The following is a 26,343-nucleotide window of genomic DNA, read 5'->3' as shown; positions in this document are numbered from 1 at the left end:
GCGTTAAATTAAAAAAACCAGCAAGCGCTGGTTTTTTCATCAAATTGGTTTAAATCTGATTATTCACATCTTCGTTTTTAGTTTCACGGATGAGCAAAAACGCAATCAATGATAAAATTGACGCTGCTGTTAGATAATAACCGACTGCCTGCAAGCCATAAGTTTCAGCTAACTTGGTGGCAATCAAGGGTGCAAAAGATGCGCCTAGAATACCTGCAAGGTTAAAAGTCAACGCTGAACCTGTATAACGGACTGAGGTTGGAAATAATTCCGAAAGTACAGTTCCAATTGGACCATAAGTGAGTCCCATAATCGACAAACCAATACACAAAAACAGGAACACCACCAAAGTATTGCCTGATGCAAGCAGATCAGAAAAGAACAAACCAAAAATAGCCGCGGCGATACAAACCCCAATCGATGTTGCTTTACGACCAAATTTTTCAGCAAAAATTGCAGAGAGTGGAATAAAAGCAGCAAAACACAAGGTTGCCAATAATTGCATTTCTAGAAATTGTCCACGTGCATAACCAAGATGCGTGGTTCCCCAGTTCAAGGCAAAGACAGTGGTTAAGTAGAAAACAACAAAGGTACATACCGCACCAATCGTTCCCAGTATCAGTTGTTTGGTATGCTTGGTGACCACTTCGGTAAATGGAATATTCACTTCTTTTTGCTTATCCAACACTTTTTGGAAAGCAGGGGTTTCGTGTAGTTTTAAACGAATATATAAACCGACTAAAACCAAAATTGCACTGGCAATAAATGGAATACGCCATCCCCACTGCATAAACGCTTCATCTGGCATTAATGCGCCAAGCGTTAGAAATGAACCCGCCGCTAAAATAAAACCAATCGGCGCGCCAAGTTGCGGGAACATGCCATACCATGCACGTTTACCTTCTGGCGCATTTTCAGTTGCGAGAAGTACAGCGCCACTCCATTCACCACCTAAACCTAAGCCCTGACCCAAACGGCAAAGCGCAAGCAATAATGGCGCAACAATACCAATTTGAGCATAAGTGGGTAATAAGCCAATACAGACGGTCGAAATTCCCATCGTGAGCAAAGCAGCAACCAATGTGGCTTTACGACCAATACGATCACCTAAATGTCCAAAGAGTGCAGCACCAATCGGGCGAGCAATAAAGGCAATCGCAAAAGTGGCTAGGGACTGTAGCATGGCAGCACTGCCACTGCTTGCAGGGAAAAATAGATGCGGAAAAATCAGGACTGCCGCTGTGGCATAAATATAAAAGTCAAAAAACTCGATCGTTGTTCCAACGAGACTCGCAGTTAAGACACGGAATTTTGAGTTACTGGCAACAGCAGGTGCTGTGGTTGCAGAGGTAGAGGATGACGCCATAAAGGAACCTTACACTTCGTAAAAATAAAAAAATTTGTTTTTAAAAGCGTAATCTTTTTAAAAAAGGCGTAATTTCTTAAAAAAATAACGAGTAGTAGATTTCTTTCATAACTATATAACTATTTAGTTAGACGCTCTTTATTTTTCTCCCTCAAGGAGAATAAAAAAGGACTGATGAAAGAAATCGAATCTAAATATTCAATACCAATCAGGGTCGCTGAACATAGTATTCAAAATAGACTAGATGACGTACCAATAGATCGAAAGGAATTGTAATCCCGCGCCCATCAATACAAAAACATGCCAGATTGCATGGGTATATCTTACCTTTTTTAGCGCATAAAACAATGCTCCGATCGTATAAGCTAACCCGCCAGTCACTAAAAAAATCAGTGCGTCTTTACTCAAATATCTTTGCATATCATCAATAAGTAACACAGCTGTCCAACCCATCAGCAAATAGGCAATCAGGGAAATTTTTTGAAAACGATGAATGAAAATTAATTTGAAAAGTGTCCCAATGAAGGCGATCACCCAGAGTGCAATCAGGAGATAGTGTGCTTTGGCAGTTGGAATAGCAATACTTAAAAAAGGGGTGTATGTCCCTGCGATGAGATAATAAATCGCGGTATGATCCAGTTTTTTATACCAATGTCGTTTTTCTTTGGTTTTGGCAAAATGATACAGCGCAGAACTACTAAAGACTAAAATTAGGCTGAAACAATACGCCCATAAACCCACCCATTGACCTGTGCTGAGGTCATGTGCCTTGATCAATAAAAAAAACGAAGCCATGATTGCCAGTACAGCACCAGCAGCATGGCTCCATGCATTGAGCTGTTCTTCCAGAGGATCATAATCAAGTACAGGAAACTGAGACATTTTTAGATCATTTTATTAAAAGTACAAGTGTATAGTAATTCAATTTTGTTTTTAAAGTAAGACGTTTTAAACTAGAGCGGCAAATAAATAAGGTTTTTACTATGTCCGCTTTGGCAACCCATTCTCCTCAAGAGCAGCAGTTCCTTGAATTGATACACCAAACGATTCAAAGTCAGCAGTTTGAACGACTGATTTTGAGTCAATATCAAGGTACAGAGACAGAGCTTGAGAAAATCACATTCCGAATGGTTGAGTTACAGCAACAAACGAAATTAAGTGCGCTGTATCATTATAAAACTAAAGACGTGACAAAAAATTATGAGTTAAAAGAATCACTTGATGTGATTGAAAAACTTGTACATTTATGCAAGCAAGCCAATTTGTTTGCGCACAATGTTGAAGCTCAATTGAAAAAAAATAAGAAAAAAGTACTACTGAATATTCAACAACACACGAAACCGAGTCTGGAGCATTCCAAACCGACTCAGCAACATAATCGTGAAAAAGAACGCTATGTTGATCAGGCCAGTCCATTTTTACAGTATTTAGGAATCACAGAGGCCAATGGAAAAATTATTCCTGCGATGGCGCGTAAATGGAAACAGATTAATAAATTTATTGAAATTTTTTCTCATGCTTATGATCAAATTGAGGTAAAAAAAGATCAGGTTAATATTGTCGATTTTGGTTCGGGCAAGGGCTATCTGACCTTTGCCTTGTATGATTATTTACAGCAGCAAACAGCGACTCAGCCTGTCGTCACAGGCGTTGAGTTACGTTCTAATCTGGTTGAATTTTGCAAAGAGATCGCAACCAAAGCAGGTTTTGATCGGCTTGATTTTTTTGAAGGGGATGTCAGAACTTATCAGACCGAGCAGCTTGATGTTATGATTGCTTTACATGCCTGTGATATTGCAACAGATTTTGCGATTCATACCGGTATTCGTTTAAATGCTTCGATGATCATGTGCGCGCCGTGTTGTCATAAAGAATTAAGACCACAATTGCACAGTCCATCAGTGTTAAAACCGATGTTACAGTTTGGTATTCATGCAGGGCAACAAGCTGAAATGCTGACCGATACTTTACGTGCTTTATTGCTCAAAGCCTATGGTTATGACGTAAAAGTGTTTGAGTTTGTATCTTTAGAGCATACCAGTAAAAATAAAATGATTTTGGCCACAAAGCGTAAAGATATCGATCAACCTGATCCAAAAATTCTGGAGCAGATTCAGGCATTAAAACAGATGTATGGCATTGAAAAACAGACATTGGAATTGCTCTTAAATGACCAAATCGCGATTGAGAATGTTGGGTGTAAATGTTAAATGATGGATAAAACTACGCTAGATCTGCAACTTGATATTCAAGTAGGTGACTGGAACAGTTTACAACAAGATGCCAAATTGATTCGGACCTTGGTGTTTGTTGAAGAACAACACATTCCCGAGGCGGAAGAATGGGACGCTCATGATGCAATCTCGCAGCATTTCGTCGTGTATCATGATGTTCAACCGATTGCGACAGCACGTTTACTGCAAAATCGGAGTATTGGGCGAGTGGCCGTTCTAAAGGCTTATCGGGGCTTTAATATTGGATATAAGCTGATGCAAGCCATCATTGTTCATGCGCAAGAACAAAATTTGCCTGATTTAAAACTCTCTGCACAGGTATATGCAACGGGTTTTTATGAGCGTTTAGGTTTTTGTCAACGCGGTGATATTTATGATGACTGTGGTATTCCTCATATTGAAATGTTTTTATCTTTAGATGATTAACCCTTAACATTCAGGTTTTGGTAGCATTTCGTGCAAAAATAAGATTTGATATGAATCTAAAAATCAGTCGTTTTCAATTACTATGAGAACTGTGGTTGAGGTGTTAAAAAGACTTCTTTCATCATTGCTTAAACCCTGTTTGTTTTTCTCCCATAGGGAGAAATAAAGGGAATTTACGAAAGAAGTCTAAAGTTTAAATGTTTTCGAATAGGCAGTAGGCTTGTCGCCAAAAGACTACGGTATTTACAGCAGCGTAAATCCAAAGATAAAGAAATACTTCAAAATACAAACTGAATTGAGAAAAAAATGAATCAAAACCAGAATATTATTCCTGTGTTACGCATTTTTGATGTGGAAAAGGCCAAAGCTTTTTATCTTGATTTTTTGGGTTTCCAACTAGATTGGACGCATCAATTTGAGGAGAACTTTCCGCTTTATATGCAAATTTCTAAAGATCAATATTGCTTACATTTAACTGAACATTATGGTGATTGTAGTCCAGGTGCATTGGTACGGTTGCACTTAGTGGAATTAGAACAATTTGCTCAACAACTCTTAGATCAAAATGCCCGATTTGCCAAACCCCAGCTTGAAACCATGCCGTGGGGAAATTTAGAATTATCGATTCGTGATCCCTTTTCAAATCGTTTAGTGTTTTGGAAAGATCAGGCAGAAACCTGATCTTTTAACTGTTTAGGGCAGGGTTTTCCATTGCTCAATCGCCGCAAATCCTGTTTCCAGACCGACTTGATAGGTATATTGCAACTTGTTGCGATCTTTACAAAGACGATTTGCCAATCCTTTTTTATCGGGAACGCAAACTTCAAGAATGTGTTGTGGTTGCTGAGTTGAAAGGGGCTGACGCAGAAAATCGACAGAATCATTATAACGATGGCAGCGTTGTTTTAGACTTAATGCAAAGCCTTGATGATTCCTGACGATATATTTTGCTAAAAATTGATCGCCTTTACTACTGGCTTTAAAATAATGCTGCGGACGTGTGCGAATCACCATCAGCTTGCTCACATCTGCTTGTTGCGCTGCCCACTGTACAGGCAACGCATCTGCGACACCACCGTCAAAATAAGGCTCACCCATAATGTCGACAGGTTGACGAGTTAATACAGGAATCGTGCTCGATGCGCGTAAAGCATCCAATAGATTATCTCGCCCTGCTCGTAAATACTCAGCCCGACCACTTTGTGCGTGAGTCAGTACCATATAAAAATCAGGATTTTGTGCAAATAGTGCTTGTTGATCAAGCGGATGTTCTGCTTCGCCAACTTGCCACATCCATTCTAAATCAAGTAAATCACCGCCTTTCAAGAAACGTTTATAACTGATAAATTCTGGACGTAAAGAATGATCAATATAAAAATTAAGTGTACGACCTTTTTGACCTGCCAGATAATTGGCAAGATTGGTGGAACCCGAAGACACACCGACATACAGATCAAACGGATTAAATTGTTGTTCTAAAAAGGCATCGAGTACGCCCGCAGTAAAAGCACCGCGCATACCACCGCCTTCAACGATAAGTGCCTGACGTTGTATTGCTGACATGATATTTTCCAGTGTTAATGTTGCGAATGTGCATCCGTAGGCGTGGACTGTTGAGTTGGCGCTTCATCATTTTGCTGATTTTCAGATGCGGGTTGCGATGTCGTTTTGAGTTGGTAATGACCTTTTTTCGCTTCCTGATTGGGCATATAGTCAGGTTCGCTGGACATGGCCAAGTATAAAAAAGTGAAAAATATAGTGGTAATCGCCGCCACAATGATAATAAATTTCCAGCCTAAAGCCGTTGATTCAGCATCATTGCCAGAAGATGATTTACTCATAAATGAGTCCAACCGTCAAAATAAACAAAGAAAAATAAGTGGTTGTTATAGCATAAAATTGAAAAAAAGAGAGAATTTAAATATAAAGTCTATTCAATACAATGATATAAAAACGCACACCAGATTTAAATTTGGTGTGCGTTGTGATGAGTATGTATATGTTTAGCGAATGATGTCACTCTTTTGTGCTTGGTCTCTCAATAATTGCGGAGGAGTGAAGCGTTCTCCATATTTTGCAGTGAGTTGTTCGGCACGTTGTAGTGACTTTTCAACTCCGTTTTGATTGAGGAATTGAATCGCGCCACCTGTCCACGGGGCAAAACCAATGCCAAAAATTGAACCGACATTGGCATCAACAACAGATTCTAAGACGCCTTCTTCATAACAACGCAAAGTATCCAATGCTTGAACAAATAGGAAGCGATCAATCATCTCCTGTTCCGAAACATCATTCTCTTTTGTCCAGCGGCTGAGTCCATCCCATAAATGTTTTTTTCCATTTTCAGGATATTCATAAAAACCTGCACCTGCCGCTTTACCTTTACGATTGAGTTCATGAATCATGGTATGAACCACTTCATCCACAGGGGTTTTTGGCAGATATTTACTTTCTGCTTGTAATGCTTTGCGTGTTTCACTGGCAACATGTTCAGACAAGGTCAAAGAGACTTCATCTTGAATCGCCAATGGGCCAACGGGCATACCTGCTTTCAATGCCGCCATTTCAATTTTGGCTGGATGCACACCTTCAGCAAGTAAACGCATACCTTCCTGAACGAATGTACCAAATACACGACTGGTAAAGAAGCCGCGACTATCATTCACTACGATTGGCGTCTTGGCAATTTGCTGCACAAAGTCGTAAGCTTTAGCCAGTGTTTCAGCAGAGGTCTGTTTACCTTTGATAATTTCAACCAACTGCATTTTATCCACTGGACTAAAGAAATGCAGTCCAATGAACTTTTGCGCATCTTTACTCGCCGTCGCCAAACCTGTGATTGGCAGCGTAGAAGTATTCGATGCAAAGATGCCACCTTCAGCCAAATATTGTTCAGCTTCTTGTGTCACTTTGGCTTTTAACTCTTGGTTCTCGAATACAGCCTCAATGATCAAATCACAGCCTTGCAGATCTGCTGCATTTGCCGTTGCAGTAATCAGTGCTAAAACCTGATCTCGTTTTTCTGCCGTCATACGCCCTTGAGAAACGCGTTTATCCAGTAGTTTTTGCGAATATGCTTTGCCTTTCTCCGCATTTTCAACGGAGACATCTTTCAAAACTACAGGAATGCCTTTGATTGCAGTTGAGTAGGCAATGCCTGCACCCATCATGCCTGCACCTAAGACACCGACTTTGGTCGCTTGCCATTTGGCAACATCAGCAGGGCGGCTTGCACCAGATTTGATTGCATTTAAGCCATGCCAGAAGGTACCGATCATATTTTTAGAAATCTGACCGATTGTCAGTTGAGTAAAGTAACGTGATTCGATACGTAACGCAGTATCAACATCAACCTGTGCACCTTCTACTGCTGCCGCCATGATCGCTTCAGGTGCAGGGTAACAGCCTTTGGTTTTATCACGTAACATCGCAGGGGCAATTGCAAGCACTTGTGCCACCGCAGGCGTTTTTGGATCACCGCCCGGAATCTTGTAGCCTTTGACATCAAAGGGCTGTTGTGACTTGGGATTAGCTTTGACCCAAGCAATTGCCTTATCTAACAGTTCTTGTTCATTCTCAGCGGTATCATGAACCAAACCCAGCGATTTTGCTTTATCAACACCAAACTGTTTACCTTCCATCAAGAATGGAAACGCATTTTGTAAACCGAGCAGACGGACCATACGCACGATACCACCACCACCTGGTAGTAGACCTAAAGTGACTTCAGGTAAACCAAACTTGGTTTTAGGGTCGTTGATTGCAATGCGGTAATGGCAACCTAAAGCAATTTCCCAACCACCGCCTAATGCAGTACCATTCAGCGCAGCTACAACAGGAACGCCTAATGTCTCAATCGTGCGTAGGTCACCTTTGAGTTTTTCAATCATCTTGAAAAATTCAGTAGCATGTTCAGGTTGAACCTGAATAAGCTCATCCAAATCACCGCCTGCAAAGAAGGTTTTTTTGGCAGAACGGAAAATAATACCTTTGAGATCAGTTTCAACTTTGAGCTTTTGGCTGACTTTATCTAGTGAATCACGAAATTCTGCATTCATGGTATTCGCAGATTGACCCGATGAATCAAGGGTAAGAATTACAATATTGTCAGCGTTTTTTTCGTATTTAATAGCGCTCATACATCATCGTCCTAAATTTATTTCTTAAAAACGCTGGCGAAGCAGAGCTTGCGAGGCGGAAATATTTGAAAAAAGCGCAGTTTACGATGTGTAAATGAGCATTTTTGACAGTGTTTCCAACGTGGCAAGATCAATGCAGCCAGTTTTTATACCAACTCAATGATGGTGGCAATCCCCATCCCACCGCCGACACATAAGGTTGCCAGACCGCGTTTCTTGCCCTGACGCTCTAACTCGTCCAGCAAGGTTCCTAAAATCATTGCGCCTGTTGCACCCAAGGGATGCCCCATTGCAATTGCACCGCCATTGACGTTGACTTTTTCGGCTGGAACCTTGAGTTCATTGATAAAACGCATCACTACGGCAGCAAAGGCTTCATTCACTTCAAACAGATCAATATCATCAATGGTTAAGCCCGCTTTGGCTAAGGCTTTACGTGCTGCAGGGGCAGGGCCTGTCAGCATAATGGTTGGGTCTGTACCGACCAATGCGGTTGCCAATACTTTGGCACGTGGTTTTAAGCCTTGTTCTTTAACGGCTTTTTCAGAAGCCAATAACACGACCGCAGCCCCATCAACGATACCTGATGAGTTGCCTGCATGATGGACATGGTTGATTTTTTGTGCTTCTGGATACTTTTGTAGGGCAACGGCATCGAAGCCCATTTGTCCCATCATTTCAAAGCTGGCATTTAATTTTGCCAAGCCTTCAACGGTGGTGTTTCCTCGAATGAATTCATCTTTTTCTAAGATCAATACGCCTGAATGATCTTTAACAGGCACGACAGATTTATCGAAATAACCTTTAGCCTGTGCCGCTGCCGCTTTTTGTTGTGAGCCGACGGCAAAAGCATCAACATCTTCACGGCTATAACCATCTAAGGTTGCAATCAAGTCTGCGCCAACACCTTGTGGCACAAAAGAAGATTTTAAGTTGGTTTCAGGATCAAGTGCCCACGGGCCGCCATCAGAACCCATCGGGATACGTGACATGGATTCCACACCACCAGCAACCACCACATCTTCCCAACCCGAGCGGACTTTTTGTGCTGCCAAATTGACTGCTTCCAAACCAGATGCACAGAAACGGTTGATTTGCACACCAGCAACATCATCATTCCAGCCAGCTGCAATGGCAGCAGTTTTAGCAATATCACCGCCTTGGTCTGCAATCGGGGTAACACAACCTAAAACGATATCATCAACTTTTGAGGTATCAAATTGATGACGCTGTTGTAGCTCATGAAGCAAGGTCGTGACCAAAGTAATGGGTTTGACTTCGTAGAGTGAGCCATCTTTTTTTCCTTTCCCGCGTGGCGTGCGGATGGCATCGATGATATAAGCCTCGCTCATCATTCTTCCTTTTATAACCTTAAATATTTTTATGCTTTTGAGTGTAATGGATTTTAGACCCAACACAATGACGATAAGGTCATCTGGTGGATGATGATTTTTGCCAATGCTTTGTCTGATATAGAAACTTGATCAAGCATCGCTTGATGAGTAAACTATGCAGCCATAAAAAACAATCTATTTATATGAAATTTATTAATATTATTGGCACAACAGGTTCAGGGAAAAGCACACTCGCCAAACAACTTTCTAAGCAATTAAATCTTGTTTATATCGAATTGGATGATTTACTTTGGTTGGATGACTGGCAGGAATCTTCAAATGAGGCTTTGTTTTTAAAGCTGAAAATAGCAACCGAGAATGCTGATACAGGATGGGTATTAGATGGCCTTTATACACGCACCATTCCAATGATTATGCAACAAGCAGATATGGTAATTTGGCTGGATTATCCATTTGGGGTGAATCTGTATCGTCTTACTCGACGAACATTAAAAGGTTTAGTGAATCAAAAACCATTGTGGAAACATTCAAATAATCGGGAAAATTTAAAATTGATTCTGTCTAAACAATCAATTTTTGTTTGGTTAATCAAATCCTATCCTAAAAATCGAAAAAAATATTTAAACTTAATGAAAAACCCTGATTATCAACATATCCAATTTATTCGACTCACTTCGCCTCAGCAGACAAAAGAATTCTTAAATCGGCTAGGGGTAATGTAATGACTAGTATTAAAGCAAAAGCCCTGTGTATTTTCCGATATGAGAATAAATCTTTGCTTTCTTTTGGGTATGATCCCAGCAAAAATGAGCATTATCTAAGACCGATAGGCGGTGGTATTGAATTTGGAGAAACCTCCTTACAAGCAATAGAAAGAGAAGTGCTTGAAGAAATTAATCAACAAATTACCCATTCAAAACTTATAGGCGTATTGGAAAATTTATTTAGTTTTGATGGTCAGCAAGGGCACGAAGTTGTTTTTGTGTATGAAGCAGAATTTGTTGATCCCACATTATATAGCCAGACTAAAATAAACGGCTATGAATCCGATGGTTCAACTTATATTGCGCAATGGATGACGTTACAGCAGCTTGTTTCAGAACAATATCCTGTCTATCCAAAAGGAATAGAGCAGTGGCTTTTCGCTAATAGACAGCCTAATCTTTAGACTGTCTATCTACAAACTACAAAGCTAAACCTTAATGATAACCGTGTAATTGACGATATAAACCTGGCGTAACCCCAGTCCATTTTTTAAAGGCACGGTGGAAGGTGCTGGTTTCACTAAATCCAACCTGTTGCGCAACATCTTCAAGGGTCAAATCTGGATTTAGCAACAAGTGAATGGCGGCATCTCGACGCAAAGCATCTTTGACACCTTGATAACTTTTACCTTCCGCAGCCAGACGGCGGCGCAGTGTTTGCGGAGAAAGATAAAGCATAGATGCCACATCATTGAGCGTTGGCATTTCTTCACCAATCTGACTTTTAAGGACATCACGGATGCGTGAAGTCAGAGAATTGGTATTTTTAAATTTGACCAAAAGCTGTGCAGGTGCAGCTTTTAAAAATTCTTCTAGTGTTTTCTCATTTTGGCGAATCGGTAAATCCAGATAATCTGCCGCAAACGTAATTTCGGTGCGTGGCATGTCAAATTGCATCACAGGGGCAAAAAATAATGCATCGTATTCATCAGCATGTGCAGGACGAGGATAACCAAAATGAACCCGTTCAAGTGGCAAACGACGTTCAATCAACCACGAAGCCAAACCATGCCAGATCATCAGCATACTTTCGGTAATAAAATGATCAGGATCCAGACTTTTAGGAATCATCGGTACCAGACGCGCTTCATGTTTATCGCGCTCTAAAGTGACCGACCACTCGTCACCAAAAAGTTTATAAAATTGAGAAGATAAATCGAGCGCTTCACCTAATGTCTTTGCATGAATAATCAACTGACACATAATGGCAAAAGTGCCTAAACGGCGGGGTTGAACATCAAAGCCAACATGCTCATCCTGAGTGACCATCCAGAGCATTTTGATAAAACGAGTGTACTGTTCTGGCGAAATACGCGCTTTGGGTTGACGTAATAATTCTGCTTCAATCCCAACATGCGAAAGCAGGGTTTCGACATCCATGCCTAGGCGTTTAACACCAGTCAAAGCCGCATTCACGAAATGGATACTAATGGTATCGCGACTCATGTTAAATCCTTCAGTCTCTTTTATGTTCACTTTTGATTGACCTAAATGACTCTAAAAAATGTTCAATTGGCGATTTACAACAACAGCAAATCACTTTTTACATGTTAAATTGCCGAAATGATCAAGGTAAATGGCTGAACATGACATTGTTTTGATTCTTTTATATCCCTAAGATGACTAAAAAGACAATAGTTTTAGGATGAAAATAACCATGACAACGGCATTAAACGGACTGAAAATACTGGATTTTTCAACATTGTTACCGGGGCCTTTTGCCACGATGTATCTGGCGGATATGGGGGCAGAAGTGATTCATATTGAGTCACCAAGTCGGCCTGATCTGGTTCGAATTATGCCGCCTTATGCCAATGGTCAAGCCACATCGCATAGCTATCTCAACCGTAACAAACAATCGATTGCACTCGATTTAAAAGATCCTGCCAGTATTGATTTGATTAAATCGAAAATTTCAGAATTTGATATTGTAGTTGAACAATTTCGTCCTGATGTCATGCAACGACTTGGGCTGGACTACGCCACATTGTCGGCGATCAACCCTCGCCTGATTTATTGTTCCATCACGGGGTATGGGCAAACGGGAAGTTATAAAGATCGGGCAGGGCATGACATTAACTATTTAGCCTTGTCTGGCATTATGGGACATAGTGGGCGGGTACAGAGCGGGCCACCGCCTTTGGGCATTCAGATTGCCGATGTGGCAGGCGGTTCGTTACATGCGGTGATTGGTATTTTGGCGGCTGTGGTGGAGCGCAGTCAAAGTGGACAAGGGCAATATATTGATATTTCCATGACCGATTGTGTGGCGGGTCTCAATAGTATGGCAGCTTCGGCAAGTCTGGCAGCAAATGTTGTGCAGCAACCTGAGCAGGCGATATTAAATGGCGGTAGTTTTTATGACTATTATCTAACCAAAGATGGACGCTATATGTCGGTAGGTAGTCTTGAACCACAATTTATGACAGGACTTGCAGCGGCACTAGATTTACCCATTTTATTAGAAAAAGGGGCCTCATTTCATCCAGAAGGTCGACAATTGGTTAAACAGGCATTGGCAGATCAATTTAAAACTCAGGATTATGCGCATTGGCATCATGTATTTGCTGCGCTAGATGTGTGTGTTGAACCTGTTTTAAGTTTAGAAGAAGCATTGCATACCCCTCTTGCTGTTGAGCGAGGTTGGGTGGTCGATGTGCCGTTATCTGAACAAACTGATCAAACCGAACCTCAGTTGGCTTGCCCGATTAAATTTTCAAGATCACAACCACGCTATGATTTTATTGCACAGGGTTTAGGGGACGGAAAATGGTGACAAATTAAACGAATAGCTACAATAAAAGTGATTTTAATCAAATAATTAACATTTTGAATAAATTGTTATGCTTTGAATTATCGTAATCTTTATCGCATAAATATATAAAAAGGTTACGTAAACATGACAATTAATTCATCTTTAGTTGTTTCTTGTTTATCTGTTTTATCGCTCAGTATTTTTGCTCAAACCTCGCACGCTGCATCCGCATTTGATTCATCAAGTCCGTGGATGTTTGGTGACTGGAATGGAAAACGTACTGAGTTACAGCAACAAGGATATGACTTTAGTTTTGGTTATACGGGCGAATTGGCAAATGTTCTGGATTCAAAAAAAACCTCGAATCATGGTACAGAATATGCCGATCAGTTTTCGTTGGGCACTCATCTTGACTTAAGTAAAATAGCGGGTTGGGATGATACTGAAGCACAAATCACCATAACTGAACGTAATGGACATTCACTGTCTCAAACTTCACCTGCGCTAGATGGACATTTAAGTTCAACGCAGGAAATCTGGGGACGTGGGCAAACTTGGCGTTTAACCGACCTCTGGATTAAAAAGAAATTTTTTGATCAGGCGTTGGATATTAAAGTCGGTCGTTTTGGTGAGGGCGAAGACTTTAATAGTTTCGACTGCGATTTTCAAAACCTTGCTTTATGTGGTTCGCAAGTGGGTAACTGGGTCGGCGATCAATGGTATAACTGGCCAGTGAGTCAGTGGGCATTACGCGTTAAATACAATTGGCAGCCCGATTTATATACTCAAATTGGGGTATATGAATACAACCCAGAAAATCTGGAGCGCGGTAAAGGTTTTAACCTGAGTACCGATGGTTCACATGGCGCGATTATTCCTGCTGAGGTGGTTTGGTCTCCGAAATGGGGTACACAAGCACTCAATGGCGAATACCGTCTGGGCTATTATTACAGTACTGCGGATGCCGCAGAAATTAATCATCCGCAACAAACTTCACATAAACAGGGTGGCTGGTTGGTTGCCAAACAACAGCTTACTCGAGTGAATGATCAATCAGATCGCGGTCTGAGCGGTTTTATTAACCTCACGCTGCATGATTCGGATACCAATACGGTTAGAAATATGCAAAATATCGGCCTCGTTTATAAAGGGCCATTTGAGCAACGTCCACAAGATGATGTCGCGATTGGTTTTGCGCGTATTGAAGTGAACGGTGATTTAGATACCGATCAGGATGAAGAATACAATACTGAGCTTTATTACGGTATTCATGCGAATAACTGGCTGACGATTCGTCCAAATATTCAATACGTACGCCATGTAGGTGCCTATAAAAATGGTGATAACACATGGGTTGGCGGCATTAAATTGCAAACAGCGTTTTAATTTCTATATAAAAAACACAAATGAATAGGGTGGTATTATGACTCAACCATCTTCACACTCAGGGCTCAGAACCTTTACCGTGATTATTGCCATGGTATTTGGGCTGGTCCTGCTCGCTGGAGGTCTCTGGCTTACCTTTTTAGGTGGGTCTTTCTATTATGTAGTAATAGGACTATTGTTTATTGCCTTTGCAATTTTGCTGGGCAAATGTTCTGTTTCAGCAATCTGGCTCTATGCAGCACTGATGCTGGGTACAACTATCTGGGCGATATGGGAAGTCGGAACAGACTTCTGGGCACTGGCACCACGTTTAGATATTTTAGGGTTATTCGGGTTGTGGTTGCTTATTCCAGCCATTACCCGCGGTATGGTCAATGTTGCGCCAAGCAAGATTGTATTGTCTTCAACACTGGTCATTGCCATTGCGGTGATGGTGTATTCGATTTTTAATGATCCACAGGAAATTAATGGGGTTATTCAAAATCAACAACCTGCAACTGCTCAAAAAGTGGATGGTGTGGCTGAACAAGACTGGCCAGCTTATGGGCGTACCCAAGCAGGTGTTCGTTATTCACCCCTCAATCAAATTAATGAACAAAATATTAAAGATTTAAAAGTTGCTTGGACATTCCGTACTGGCGATTTAAAAAGTGGCAATGACTCTGGAGAAACGACCAATCAGGTCACGCCAATCAAAATTGGCAATGACATGTATATGTGTACCACACATCAATGGTTGATTGCTTTAGATCCTGCAACAGGTAAAGAAAAATGGCGCTTTGATCCAAAACTAAAAGCAGATAAAACTTATCAGCATTTAACCTGTCGTGGTGTTTCTTATTTTGATGCAGCCAATACCGATGGTTTTGCGACCAGTTTGCAAAACAAAACATCGAGTTCAACGGAATGTCCACGTAAGATCATTTTACCAGTCAATGATGGTCGTTTGGTTGCTGTCAATGCAGACACGGGCAAAGCATGTTCTGACTTCGGTACGAATGGTCAGGTTGATCTTCAAAAAGATATGCCTTATGCCTATCCAGGGGGTTATAACCCAACTTCTCCACCAGTTGTCACAGGAACAACAATTGTGATTGCGGGTTCTGTCACCGATAACTACTCAAGTAAAGAGCCGTCTGGCGTAATTCGTGGTTATGATGTCAATACAGGCAAACTGCTTTGGGTATTTGATACAGGTGCAGAAGATCCAAATGCAATTCCTGCACCGGGTCAGACTTTTGTACATAACTCTCCAAATGCATGGGCACCGCTTGCTTATGATGCCAAAGCAGATGTGGTTTTTGTGCCAACAGGTGTAGGTACGCCTGATATCTGGGGTGGTGATCGTACTGCGCTGAAAGAGCGTTATGCCAACTCTGTATTGGCCATAAATGCTTCGACTGGAAAATTAATTTGGCATTTCCAAACCACACATCATGATTTGTGGGATATGGACGTACCATCACAACCGACATTGGCTGATGTAAAAGATAAATCAGGTCAAATGGTGCCTGCGGTCTATGTCACCACCAAAACAGGGAATGTCTTTGTACTGGATCGCCGTGATGGTAAGGCGATTGTGCCAATTACTGAACGTCCTGTACCACAAACCGTAAAACGTGGCCCTCAAACCAAAGGCGAACATTATTCGGCTACACAGCCTTTCTCTGATCTAGATTTAGCACCACAAAACAAGCTCACAGATAAAGATATGTGGGGTGGTACCATGTTTGATCAACTGGTCTGCCGTATTCAATTTAAACGCTTAAATTATGATGGTATTTATACACCACCCTCTGAAAATGGTACGTTGGTTTTCCCGGGTAATCTTGGCGTGTTTGAATGGGGCGGTATTTCGGTGAACCCTGACCGTCAGGTTGCGGTCATGAATCCAATTGGCTTGCCATTTGTGAGTCGTCTAATCCCAGAAGATCCAAGCCGTGCAGAAACAGCCAAAGGTGCGGGAACGGAGCAAGGTGTTCAACCAATGTATGGTGTTCCATATGGTGTTGAAATTAGTGCGTTCCTTTCTCCAATTGGTTTGCCGTGTAAGCAACCTGCTTGGGGCTATGTGGCGGGTGTGGATTTAAACACCCATCAAGTCGTATGGAAAAAACGGATTGGAACGATTCGTGACAGCTTGCCAAATCTGTTCCAGTTACCAGCAGTTAAAATTGGTGTACCGGGTCTAGGTGGTTCTATTTCCACAGCAGGAAATGTCATGTTTGTGGGCGCAACTCAGGATAACTATTTACGTGCATTTAATGTGAGTAATGGTAAGAAACTCTGGGAAGCACGTTTGCCAGCAGGCGGACAGGCAACACCCATGACTTATGAGATCAATGGTAAACAATATGTGGTGATTATGGCGGGTGGTCATGGTTCATTTGGCACCAAGATGGGCGACTATCTAGTGGCCTATGCTTTACCTGATGCCAAATAACGATCAACATGGTTAAATAAATGAAAAAGCTCAGATTGAATCTGGGCTTTTTCATTGAAATCAACTCATAAAATGTCTTATCAATAAAATCGTTATTAAATATCCAAAAAAAGCATTTTGTTGATGAATCAAAGCTCGTTATGCTATCCGCCTTTACCATGAATCTACTAGCCATACGCCATGTATTTATATACTGATTTCGATCAACAACTGGTCAATGAACGTGTTGCTCAGTTCCGCGATCAAACAGAACGCTATCTTGCTGGAAAGCTTACTGAAGATGAATACCGTCCATTGCGTCTGCAAAACGGTCTTTATGTACAACGTTACGCGCCAATGCTCCGTATTGCTGTGCCGTATGGCTTAATGAACTCAAAACAATTACGTAAAATTGCCGAGATTTCGACGGAATATGACCGTGGTTACGCGCACGTTTCAACACGTCAGAATATTCAATTGAACTGGCCTGCGCTAGAAGATGTACCTGCTATTCTGGCTGAACTGGCTACTGTACAAATGCATGCCATTCAAACCAGTGGGAACTGTATTCGTAACACCACTACTGACCAATATGCAGGTGTGGTCGCGGGAGAAATTGCTGATCCACGTCCGACTTGTGAATTGATCCGTCAGTGGAGTACTTTCCATCCTGAGTTTGCATTCTTGCCACGTAAATTCAAAATTGCAGTGTCTGCATTGGAAGAAAAAGACCGCGCGGCAACCTCGTTTCATGATATTGGTGTCTATATCGTTAAAAATGATTCAGGCGAAATTGGTTATAAAATCAAAGTTGGTGGTGGTTTAGGTCGTACCCCAGTAATCGGCAGCTTTATTCGTGAATTTTTACCACGTGAAGATCTCATTGCGTATTTGGAAGCGGTATTGCGTGTGTATAACTTGCATGGTCGCCGTGATAATAAATATAAAGCACGCATCAAGATTTTGGTGAAGGCTTTAACTCCAGAAGTGTTTGCTGAAAAAGTTGAAGCAGAATTTGCACATACGCGTGAGCCTCTAAAAATCCAGCCAGAAACCTTGAAAAAACTGGATGAGGTATTCACACCGTTTGACTATCAAAACTTTGAAGATCAGGATTTTACAGCCTTATTTGCTGAGCATCCTAAATTTAAACAATGGTTTAATGTCAATACCAATGCCCATAAGGTTAAAGGTTATCGTATTGTCACCATTAATCTAAAACGTGCTGGGGTTGCGCCGGGTGATATGACCACCGCAGAGATGAATTTGATTGCCGATTTGGCAGACAAATACACCTTTGGTGAACTGCGCACCACACATGAACAAAACATTTCTTTGGCCGATGTGCCACAAAAAGACTTGTTTGAATTGTGGCAAACGCTTGAGCAGAATGACATGGCGCGCGCGCATATTGGTTTCTTGACTGATATTATTTGCTGCCCGGGTGGTGATTTCTGTTCATTGGCAAATGCGAAATCGATTCCAATTTCAGAAGCGATTACCCGCCGTTTTGAAGATTTAGATACCATTTATAATCTGGGTCAACTGGATTTAAATATCTCGGGTTGTATGAATGCCTGCGGTCATCATCACGTGGGGAATATCGGCATTTTGGGTGTCGATAAAAAAGGTGCTGAATTCTATCAAATCACGTTAGGTGGAAACTCAGATCATGATGCTTCAATTGGTGACATTTTAGGGCCATCATTTGCTGCGGATGTTATTCCTGATGTAATCGAAGAAATTTTGAATACCTATCTCGATTTACGTACTGGCGAAGAACGCTTTATTGATACGTATCGTCGTGTCGGCATTCAACCATTTAAGGAGCGTGCATATGCTTAATCCAGCCTTACAGGTGCTGCTTAAAGATGGCACGATCGTAGATAATACCTATCAACTGATCGCTGAAGATGGGATTGTTCCTCAAGGTGATGTCGTTGTGACCACAGCGCAACTCGATCAACTGGCGAATATTCAGGGCAAAAAAGCGCTGTATATCACTGTAGATGATTCTCCTGAAACACACGAATTTCCGCTCAATGATTTTGATACCATTTTTATCGAGTTTGCCGGTTTTAATGACGGTCGTGGTTATTCCTTTGCTGCGCTGTTACGCCGTCAAGGTTATCAAGGCGAATTGCGTGCGGTAGGTGACATTTTTAAAGATGTCCTGAATTATTTAAAGCGCTCTGGCTTTGATAGTTTTGTGGTGAAAGAAGGTAAGGATATTCATGAGGCTGCGGCAGGTTTAAATGATTTTAAACATCCGTATCAGGCTTCAACTGCGGTGGTACAAGCGGAATATCAAACTGGCGCATAATTAAATCGGTAGGATTTGATGGAAAAGCTAAACTTCGGTTTGGCTTTTTTTGTTTGGGCTATTTTTGAGGTAATAAAAAAACCGTATTCTCAAAAGAATACGGTTAGTTTTTTACTGGTGAAGATTACGCTTTTAACTTCGCCAGTAATTCTTCTTTACTGAGGTTGATCGATTCTGCATCGGTACGTCCTTTATATTCAAAGGTTCCAGCGTCCAAACCTTTTTCACCAATCACAATACGATGCGGAATACCTGTTAATTCAAGGTCAGAGAATTTCACGCCCGGGCGTTCATTACGATCGTCCAGAAGGACATCATAGCCTTGAGCCTGTAATTCGGCATAAAGTGCTTCTGCGGCTTCCAGTGTTTTGGGTGATTTATGTGCATTCATCGGAACAATTGCGATTTCAAACGGTGCAATCGCAGAAGGCCAGATGATGCCTTTGTCATCATAGTTTTGTTCAATGGCAGATGCGACAACACGTGTCACCCCAATGCCATAACAGCCCATAGTGACAGTAAGTGGTTTTCCATCATCACCCAAAACGGTACAGTTCAGCGCTTCAGAATACTTTTGTCCAAGTTGGAAAATATGTCCAACTTCGATACCACGTTTAATCTGCAATACACCTTTACCATCTGGAGATGGATCACCATCGACCACATTACGCAGATCATAAACTTCGCTGAACTGTGCATCGCGTTGCCAGTTCACACCTGTGGCATGTTTATCAGTTTCATTTGCGCCTGCAATAAAGTCTGATAATACAGATGCAGCGCGATCTACAATCACAGTCACGCCTTTTTCAACTAAGCCTTGAGGGCCAACGTAGCCCGCAGTTAAGCCGAGCTCTTGGAGTTGCGTTTCAGTGGCAAAAGTTAAAGGTGCTGCAATTAAAGGATGGTGCTCTGCCTTAATCTCATTCAGCTCATGATCACCACGCAAAAATAGCGCAATCACAGGGATGTTGCCTTTTTCATCAGCATTGCCCTGTACCAGTAAGGCTTTAACCGACTGTTTAGCATCTGCCTTTAAAAATGCGCAGACATCAGCAATAGTTTTCTGATTTGGCGTGTTTACAATTGTCAAGGCTTGTGTTGGTGCAGCGCGTTCACCGACGAGTACCGCTTCAGCTTTTTCAACATTAGCGGCGTAATCGGATTCAGTCGAAAATACGATATCGTCTTCGCCACTGTCTGCTAGTACATGAAATTCATGTGAGCCCGAACCACCAATTGAACCTGTGTCGGCTTGTACAGGACGGAAATTGAGTCCCAAACGTGTGAAAATACGGCAATAGGTGTCATACATATTGTCATAAGTTTCTTGTAAAGATGCTTGATCCACATGGAAAGAGTAGGCATCTTTCATAATAAATTCACGTGAGCGCATCACCCCAAAACGTGGACGGATTTCATCACGGAATTTGGTTTGAATCTGATAGAAATTAACAGGTAATTGCTTATAACTTTTCAGTTCGTTACGTGCCAGATCGGTAATCACTTCTTCATGGGTTGGGCCAAGCACAAACGGATTATCATGACGATCTTTAAAGCGTAACAACTCTGGGCCATATTGCACATAACGGCCTGATTCTTCCCAGAGACTTGCGGGTTGAGTTACGGGCATAAACACTTCTAGTGCGCCAGAGCGATCCATTTCTTCGCGTACAATCGCTTCAACTTTATTTAACACACGTACACCCATCGGCAGCCAAGTATATAAACCTGAAGCCAATTTACGAATCATCCCGGCTCGAAGCATGAGCTGATGCGAAATCACTTCTGCATCATTTGGGGTTTCTCTTAACGTTGCAAATAAAAAGCGGCTTGCGCGCATGGAAACTGTCCTAAAAGTGGGCTCTTTAACAGAGCACGATAAAAACACAAGATTATACGATAAAAAATGAGATGAATATTTCACCTCATTCAACAAAGCCCAGATTATGACATTAATTTACGGGTTTGGCGCAACAAGAAATTTTTCAAATCGTCCAAATAGGTAAAAATCACAGGCACCACCACCAGAGTCAGTAGGGTAGACGTGATCACGCCACCAATCACCGCGTGTGCCATCGGCGCACTTTGTTCGCCGCCTTCGCCTAGCCCTAAAGCCAATGGAATCATGCCCATCACCATCGCACTGGTGGTCATCAAAATAGGGCGCAAACGGGTTTTACCTGCCTGAATTATCGCATCATAACGGGTTTCGCCGCGATCCATGGCCTTTTTAATAAAATCAATTAACAGAATGGCATTTTTGGTGACCAGTCCCATCAGCATGATGATGCCAATAATCGAAAACAAATTCATGGTACTTTGAAATAAAAATAACGCCAGAAATACCCCAATTAAAGACAAAGGCAAGGATGCCATAATCGCGGCAGGGTGGATAAAGCTATTAAATTGTGAACCTAAAACAATATAAATAAATACAATTGACAGGGTAATGGCAGTCAGTGCATAACCCGCCGATTCAGCCATATCGGCATTGGCACCTTGAGTATCAAAACTATATCCAGCAGGCAGTTTAAAGTTCTTCTGTAATTGATCAATGTCCTTGCCAATATCACCCGCAGGGCGACCAGAGGTATTGGCTTCCACCAGCACCTCACGTGCCAGATCACGACGATTGATTTGCGATGCCCCTAAGGTCTGCTCAAATTTTGCGACGGTTGCAAAAGGCACCAAAATCGGTTGTCCATTAGCATCGGTTTTAGACGAGGTGAGGTAAAGATTTTCCAAATCGCTTGCTAAGGCACGACTATGTTCAGCTAGACGCAAATTGACATCGTAGGTTTCACCACGTTCATCTTGCCATGTGGTGACATCATCTCCTGCGATCAATGGTCGAATCGTATTGGCGATTTGATTGACAGAAAGCCCAAGATCACTGGCCAATACTCGATGAATCTGAATTGACAAAGTTGGTTTTGGTTCTTTGAGTGAGCTTTCAAGATCGACTACACCTTTTATTTTTCCCATTTCAGCCATAAAACGATCTGAAATATGTTGTAGCTCATCTAAATCAGGGCCTTTGATGGAGATCATAATGGGCTTTTGTCCACCAGATACGGTTTCATCTGCCGATGCGACAGAGGTAACCGTGATTCCAGCGACCCGTTTTAAACGTTCACGAAATTCATTATTTAATTCGGTCAGCGTCTGGCTACGTTCATTTCTAGGAGTTACCGTGACCCTCAGGCTGGCATGGTTTTTACCACGATCTGTAATGCCGTTGACCACGCCATAAGTTGATTTGACTTGTGGATGTTGACGAATGATTTGATTGACCTGATTCAGTTTAGCCTGAGTATATTGCAAGGAGGCATCCACTGGAGTTTCAAATTTAATGCGAATCTCGCCTTTATCGGGTGTGGGTACAAATTCGGTTCCAATAAGTTTGGATAAGCCTAATGCCCCAATTAACGATGCAATTGCAATTAAAATCGTGATAAAACGAAATCGTAAGGCAAGTTTGAGCAAATGCTCATAGACATGACTTAAGTTGTCGAGCTTTTGAGAAATCCATTGGAAAAAACGTTTCATTCGACTGGGTGGCTTATTGGTTTTTTTCTTTTGCCAATGGGCTGATAGCATCGGGTCAAGGGTAAAACTAACAAACATCGAGATGAGAACAGCCGTACTGACCGTTACCCCAAATTGATAGAAAAAACGCCCAATAATGCCCCCCATAAAAGCCACAGGTAAAAACACCGCGACAATGGTCAGTGTGGTTGCCAAAACAGCCAGCCCAATTTCCTTCGTTCCATCTAAGGCGGCAGTCACATGATCTTTGCCCATTTCTGCATGACGCACGATGTTTTCGCGCACAACGATGGCATCGTCAATCAGCAAGCCAATACATAATGACAATGCCAGTAATGTCATCATGTTGATGCTAAATCCAAACGCCCAGATAAAAGTTAAAGTTCCAAGTAGGGCAATCGGAAGAGTTAAACCGGTAATGATGGTGGAGCGAAAAGAGCCTAAAAACAGCAAAACAATCAGCACAGCCAGTAATGCACCTTCAATAATGGTACGCGCAACATCTTTAATGGAGGCGCGAATCCCTTTGGAGCTATCAACCACGACATTTAAACTGGCGCCTTGAGGAAGTTGGGTTTTAATTTTCTCCAGCACTTTATAGGTGTTATCCACCACCTGAATTACATTGGCATCGGAGCTCCGCAAAATATCAACTGCAACAGCAGCCTTACCATTTAAATAAGCCCCTGTTTCTAGGTCAGCTTGAGTATCTTCAACTTTGGCGATTTGTTTTAAATAAATCGGCGTACCATTTTTATTGGCAACAACCAAATCACCAAAGCCATGTGGATAGATCACTTTGGATTGGATCTCGATCACGAGCTCAGAGTCAGGTTGTTTGAGTGTACCGCCTGGAATTTCAACATTTTCATTTTTTAAAGTGTTAATGACCTGATCAATCCCAATGCCATAGCTTTGTAGTTGTTGGGGATTGATCTCGATACGGATCTGACGCTGGGCATCTCCCAGTAGATTGACTGTGCCTACGCCGGGAACCGTTCTAAGTTGCGGTAAAATTCGCTGATCCAGATAAGAACTAAAATCACGCAAAGACATCGAACCTGATTCAAACACCACTGACATAATCGCATTACTGGCAGGGTCATAGCGTTCAACGACTGGGTCTTCGATTTCATCACGAAAGTTGGATTTAACGACAGCAATTTTATCGCGAACGTCTTGCGCAGCGACACTGGAAGGGACATCCAGATTAAATTCGGCAATAATCATCGACAGTCCTTCACTGGACTGCGAAGTAATCTGTTTTAAACCTGAAATTGTATTGATCTGATCTTCCAGTTTTTTTGTAATTTCAGATTCAACCGCTTCAGGGGACGCACCTGGATAATTGGTATAGACCACGACAAATGGAAAGTCGACATCAGGAAATTCTTCTACCCCCATACGTTGCCATGATGCCAATCCCAATACCATCAGACAGAACATCATCATGATGGTAAACACAGGATATTTGACACTAATTCGGGTAAACCACATCGCTATTGAGTCCTAAAAAATCGTTCTTTTATTTGTTGTTTACTGCGGGTTGATCTGGGCTAGAAAATACCACTGATTTATTTTCATCGGAATTATCAAATTGAATTCGGCTGACAGCATCATGATTTTGCAAACCTGTAACCACCGCTTTGTTTTCGGCAAAACGTTTTTCCACAACCTGAATATTGATTTTACGCAGTTTTTGTTGACGAACGACCCACACATAAGGTGAGTGATCCAGACTTTGGATACTGTCCAATGGGATAATCTGTCCCTGCACTTGATCTTGATTTAAAATAACACCTTCGACAAAAGCACCAATACTGAGTGAGTTGATGCTTTCAATCGGTCGAGCAAAGAATTCAATTTGACGGCTGACTTGATCTGCTACAGGTGAAATACGAGTCAGAATGGCATTGAATTGTGTTGAATTACCCTGAATCGTGTATTGAATTTTTTGGCCAATACGCAGTGCAGATTGTTGTTCAAGCGGTAGTTTGGCCTGAATTTCCAATTGTTCAGGATTCACAATTTCAAATAAAGTTTGTCCTGAAGTTACCGTTTGACCAGGCTCAACCTCTCGTTTGGTTATTACACCAGTCAGCGGACTGCGAATAATGCCATCCAGATCAGCTTTATGCGCAATGTCTAAATTGGCTTTTTGAGCGTTTACTGTTTCAAGTTGGGCTTTATAGTCAACTTGACTTTGTTCATATTCAACTCGTGAAATAAAACCCTGATCCAAAAGTCTTTTTTTACGTTGCATCAGATTGCGTGATAGTTCAGCTTGAGCCTGAGCAGATGCCAGATTAGCCTGCGCTTGTGCTAAACGAGCAGCATTATCCTGATTATTTAAACGCACTAAAACCTGATTTTTTGTCACCTGCTGTCCGACATCGGCATTGACCTGCGTGGCTGTTGCGGAAACTTGTGACTGAATGGAGCTTTGTTGAATAGCACGAATCGTACCCGTGAACGCAGTTTTACGTTCCAGCGCACCTGTTGAGACCTGAACCAGATCTTGCTGGATCATCTCAATGTTCTCAGTTTGATTGGCTTGTGACGATTCTGTGCTAGAACGATGACAGGCAGAGAGAACAAAGCTAGAGCTTAAACACAGTACAGTAATATAAAATGCAGTGCCTGACACTTTGTGCATGCCTAATCATCCTCAAGTTAATGACATTCATGGTTTTATTTAGTGTCAGGATTATAACGGTTATTCCAGCGTTTTTAAGCGTTCAATAATGTTGGAATAATGTTCCTGTGTTGTTCGGTAGTTATTTTGCAAACTAGAGATATTTTTTTTAAGACTGGTCATATTCTGGTCGTTTTGATTGAGCTGATCTTTTAGACGTTGCGGGATACTACTCTCGCCCTTGCGTAGGTATTCCATTTCCTGACGTTTAAACAAAATACGATCGCTTTGCAATTGTCTCAATTGATCTTGTTGTGATTTGATTTGCTTCTTGATCCCAGACAAAGCCTGATTTTGTTTTTCGGTCGCAATAGCAACATTGCCATAAGCACGTTTAAGTTTTAAATCTTGCTCACGCTGCCGCGCTTGTGCCTCACGTTGAGTGGACTGACGCAAATCGGCTTCTGCATTATACGGTCGATTGCGACGAATCACCTGCATATTGCTATCCAAAGCCTCATAACCATAACGGATGTGTGCAGGTGTTACAGAACTACTAATATTGGCAATACCTTTTTGATCGTAATATCGATACCATACAGCATGTGGTTGTGGATTGACCGCATAAAGCAAAGGCATCCATAACAATAGACCACATACAATAATGAAATGACGAGTCATCTGTTTGGATACTTCCAGAAGCTTTCGACGAGTCACTCGACTATTCATGACTTTCCCCAAATAAACTTGACTAAATTACTTATTTTTAAATATTAATAAGGTTATATTAGTTGTAATTTATCCAATTAAAAATAGGAATAACTCAAAAAAAAATCATAAGTCCTTTTAAAATGTGATTGGTTTGGTGATATTTAGAAAAAATGTGTTTTAGCTTGAGAAAACCTTCATTGAAAACGCAAGTAATAATATGTTAAAAAAGGTCATAATCTGTAAAAACAATGAAAGCCCCAATCATCGGCTATAATCAG

The 26,343-nt window shown here is 41.6% G+C and carries 21 protein-coding genes; 10 read left to right on the top strand and 11 right to left on the bottom strand.

Going from position 1 to position 26,343, the window contains the following annotated elements:
- Positions 1-49: 49 nt before the first annotated feature.
- Both I6L31_RS07690 and trhA read right to left on the bottom strand, forming a co-directional pair.
- Positions 50-1,366, bottom strand: a complete 1,317-nt coding sequence (locus I6L31_RS07690) for an MFS transporter (protein ID WP_005002112.1) — start codon at positions 1,364-1,366, stop codon at positions 50-52.
- Between the two features lie 240 nt (positions 1,367-1,606).
- The gene (gene trhA / locus I6L31_RS07685; RefSeq protein WP_005002113.1) at positions 1,607-2,248 is read right to left on the bottom strand and encodes a PAQR family membrane homeostasis protein TrhA; all 642 of its coding nucleotides are present in this window, start codon (positions 2,246-2,248) and stop codon (positions 1,607-1,609) included.
- A 101-nt stretch (positions 2,249-2,349) separates the two neighbouring features.
- On the opposite strand from trhA, the gene I6L31_RS07680 reads away from it, so the two are divergent.
- From I6L31_RS07680 to I6L31_RS07670, 3 genes are all read left to right on the top strand, one after another.
- Complete coding sequence (locus I6L31_RS07680; RefSeq protein WP_005002115.1) at positions 2,350-3,576, top strand: class I SAM-dependent methyltransferase; 1,227 nt, start codon at positions 2,350-2,352, stop codon at positions 3,574-3,576.
- Positions 3,577-4,026 carry a GNAT family N-acetyltransferase gene (locus I6L31_RS07675; protein ID WP_005002119.1) on the top strand — a complete coding sequence of 150 codons (450 nt, stop codon included), beginning with the start codon at positions 3,577-3,579 and terminating at the stop codon, positions 4,024-4,026. It begins immediately after the preceding gene.
- A gap of 306 nt (positions 4,027-4,332) precedes the next feature.
- Positions 4,333-4,707 (top strand): glyoxalase superfamily protein, encoded by a 375-nt coding sequence (locus I6L31_RS07670; protein ID WP_004992439.1) that lies wholly within the window; start codon positions 4,333-4,335, stop codon positions 4,705-4,707.
- Positions 4,708-4,719: 12 nt separating this feature from the next.
- On the opposite strand, the gene I6L31_RS07665 is transcribed toward I6L31_RS07670, so the two are convergent.
- From I6L31_RS07665 to I6L31_RS07650, 4 genes are all read right to left on the bottom strand, one after another.
- Positions 4,720-5,589, bottom strand: coding sequence for a patatin-like phospholipase family protein (locus I6L31_RS07665; protein WP_004992440.1), 870 nt, complete (start codon positions 5,587-5,589; stop codon positions 4,720-4,722).
- Between the two features lie 14 nt (positions 5,590-5,603).
- On the bottom strand, positions 5,604-5,867 hold the full coding sequence (locus I6L31_RS07660) for a hypothetical protein (RefSeq protein WP_004992442.1): 264 nt from the start codon (positions 5,865-5,867) through the stop codon (positions 5,604-5,606).
- A 162-nt stretch (positions 5,868-6,029) separates the two neighbouring features.
- The gene (locus tag I6L31_RS07655; RefSeq protein ID WP_005002122.1) at positions 6,030-8,165 is read right to left on the bottom strand and encodes a 3-hydroxyacyl-CoA dehydrogenase NAD-binding domain-containing protein; all 2,136 of its coding nucleotides are present in this window, start codon (positions 8,163-8,165) and stop codon (positions 6,030-6,032) included.
- A 146-nt stretch (positions 8,166-8,311) separates the two neighbouring features.
- Positions 8,312-9,517: an acetyl-CoA C-acetyltransferase gene (locus I6L31_RS07650; protein ID WP_004992447.1), complete on the bottom strand. Its 1,206-nt coding sequence runs from the start codon at positions 9,515-9,517 to the stop codon at positions 8,312-8,314.
- Positions 9,518-9,663: 146 nt separating this feature from the next.
- On the opposite strand from I6L31_RS07650, the gene I6L31_RS07645 reads away from it, so the two are divergent.
- Entirely contained in the window at positions 9,664-10,242 is a 579-nt protein-coding gene (locus tag I6L31_RS07645) for an AAA family ATPase (RefSeq protein ID WP_004992450.1), read from the top strand.
- On the top strand, positions 10,242-10,688 hold the full coding sequence (locus I6L31_RS07640; RefSeq protein WP_004992454.1) for an NUDIX hydrolase: 447 nt from the start codon (positions 10,242-10,244) through the stop codon (positions 10,686-10,688). The genes I6L31_RS07645 and I6L31_RS07640 overlap by 1 nt, the downstream gene beginning before the upstream one ends.
- A 31-nt stretch (positions 10,689-10,719) precedes the next feature.
- Here I6L31_RS07640 and I6L31_RS07635 read toward each other — a convergent pair whose 3' ends face one another.
- Entirely contained in the window at positions 10,720-11,730 is a 1,011-nt protein-coding gene (locus tag I6L31_RS07635; protein WP_004992456.1) for an AraC family transcriptional regulator, read from the bottom strand.
- A gap of 211 nt (positions 11,731-11,941) precedes the next feature.
- On the opposite strand from I6L31_RS07635, the gene I6L31_RS07630 reads away from it, so the two are divergent.
- From I6L31_RS07630 to I6L31_RS07610, 5 genes are all read left to right on the top strand, one after another.
- A complete protein-coding gene (locus I6L31_RS07630) occupies positions 11,942-13,060 on the top strand; it encodes a CaiB/BaiF CoA transferase family protein (RefSeq protein ID WP_005002124.1) in 1,119 nt (372 codons plus the stop codon).
- 123 nt (positions 13,061-13,183) lie between these two features.
- Positions 13,184-14,425, top strand: a complete 1,242-nt coding sequence (locus tag I6L31_RS07625) for a carbohydrate porin (RefSeq protein WP_005002126.1) — start codon at positions 13,184-13,186, stop codon at positions 14,423-14,425.
- A 37-nt stretch (positions 14,426-14,462) separates the two neighbouring features.
- Complete coding sequence (locus I6L31_RS07620) at positions 14,463-16,868, top strand: glucose/quinate/shikimate family membrane-bound PQQ-dependent dehydrogenase (protein ID WP_005002128.1); 2,406 nt, start codon at positions 14,463-14,465, stop codon at positions 16,866-16,868.
- Between the two features lie 180 nt (positions 16,869-17,048).
- Positions 17,049-18,692, top strand: coding sequence for a nitrite/sulfite reductase (locus I6L31_RS07615; RefSeq protein WP_004992461.1), 1,644 nt, complete (start codon positions 17,049-17,051; stop codon positions 18,690-18,692).
- Complete coding sequence (locus I6L31_RS07610; RefSeq protein WP_004992463.1) at positions 18,685-19,170, top strand: DUF934 domain-containing protein; 486 nt, start codon at positions 18,685-18,687, stop codon at positions 19,168-19,170. Before I6L31_RS07615 ends, I6L31_RS07610 begins: the two co-directional genes overlap by 8 nt.
- Positions 19,171-19,294: 124 nt before the next feature.
- On the opposite strand, the gene I6L31_RS07605 is transcribed toward I6L31_RS07610, so the two are convergent.
- From I6L31_RS07605 to I6L31_RS07590, 4 genes are all read right to left on the bottom strand, one after another.
- A complete protein-coding gene (locus I6L31_RS07605; protein ID WP_005002131.1) occupies positions 19,295-21,010 on the bottom strand; it encodes a proline--tRNA ligase in 1,716 nt (571 codons plus the stop codon).
- Positions 21,011-21,114: 104 nt separating this feature from the next.
- The gene (locus tag I6L31_RS07600) at positions 21,115-24,216 is read right to left on the bottom strand and encodes an efflux RND transporter permease subunit (RefSeq protein WP_005002132.1); all 3,102 of its coding nucleotides are present in this window, start codon (positions 24,214-24,216) and stop codon (positions 21,115-21,117) included.
- 28 nt (positions 24,217-24,244) lie between these two features.
- Positions 24,245-25,375, bottom strand: coding sequence for an efflux RND transporter periplasmic adaptor subunit (locus I6L31_RS07595; protein ID WP_005002133.1), 1,131 nt, complete (start codon positions 25,373-25,375; stop codon positions 24,245-24,247).
- Between the two features lie 60 nt (positions 25,376-25,435).
- The gene (locus tag I6L31_RS07590) at positions 25,436-26,083 is read right to left on the bottom strand and encodes a hypothetical protein (protein ID WP_005002135.1); all 648 of its coding nucleotides are present in this window, start codon (positions 26,081-26,083) and stop codon (positions 25,436-25,438) included.
- Positions 26,084-26,343: the final 260 nt, after the last annotated feature.

The sequence above is a fragment of the Acinetobacter septicus genome, from assembly GCF_019355975.1.
Classification (GTDB): Bacteria; Pseudomonadota; Gammaproteobacteria; order Pseudomonadales; family Moraxellaceae; genus Acinetobacter; species Acinetobacter ursingii.
Note: the sequence above shows the minus strand (reverse complement) of the source record. Positions and strands in the feature narration are given on the sequence as shown.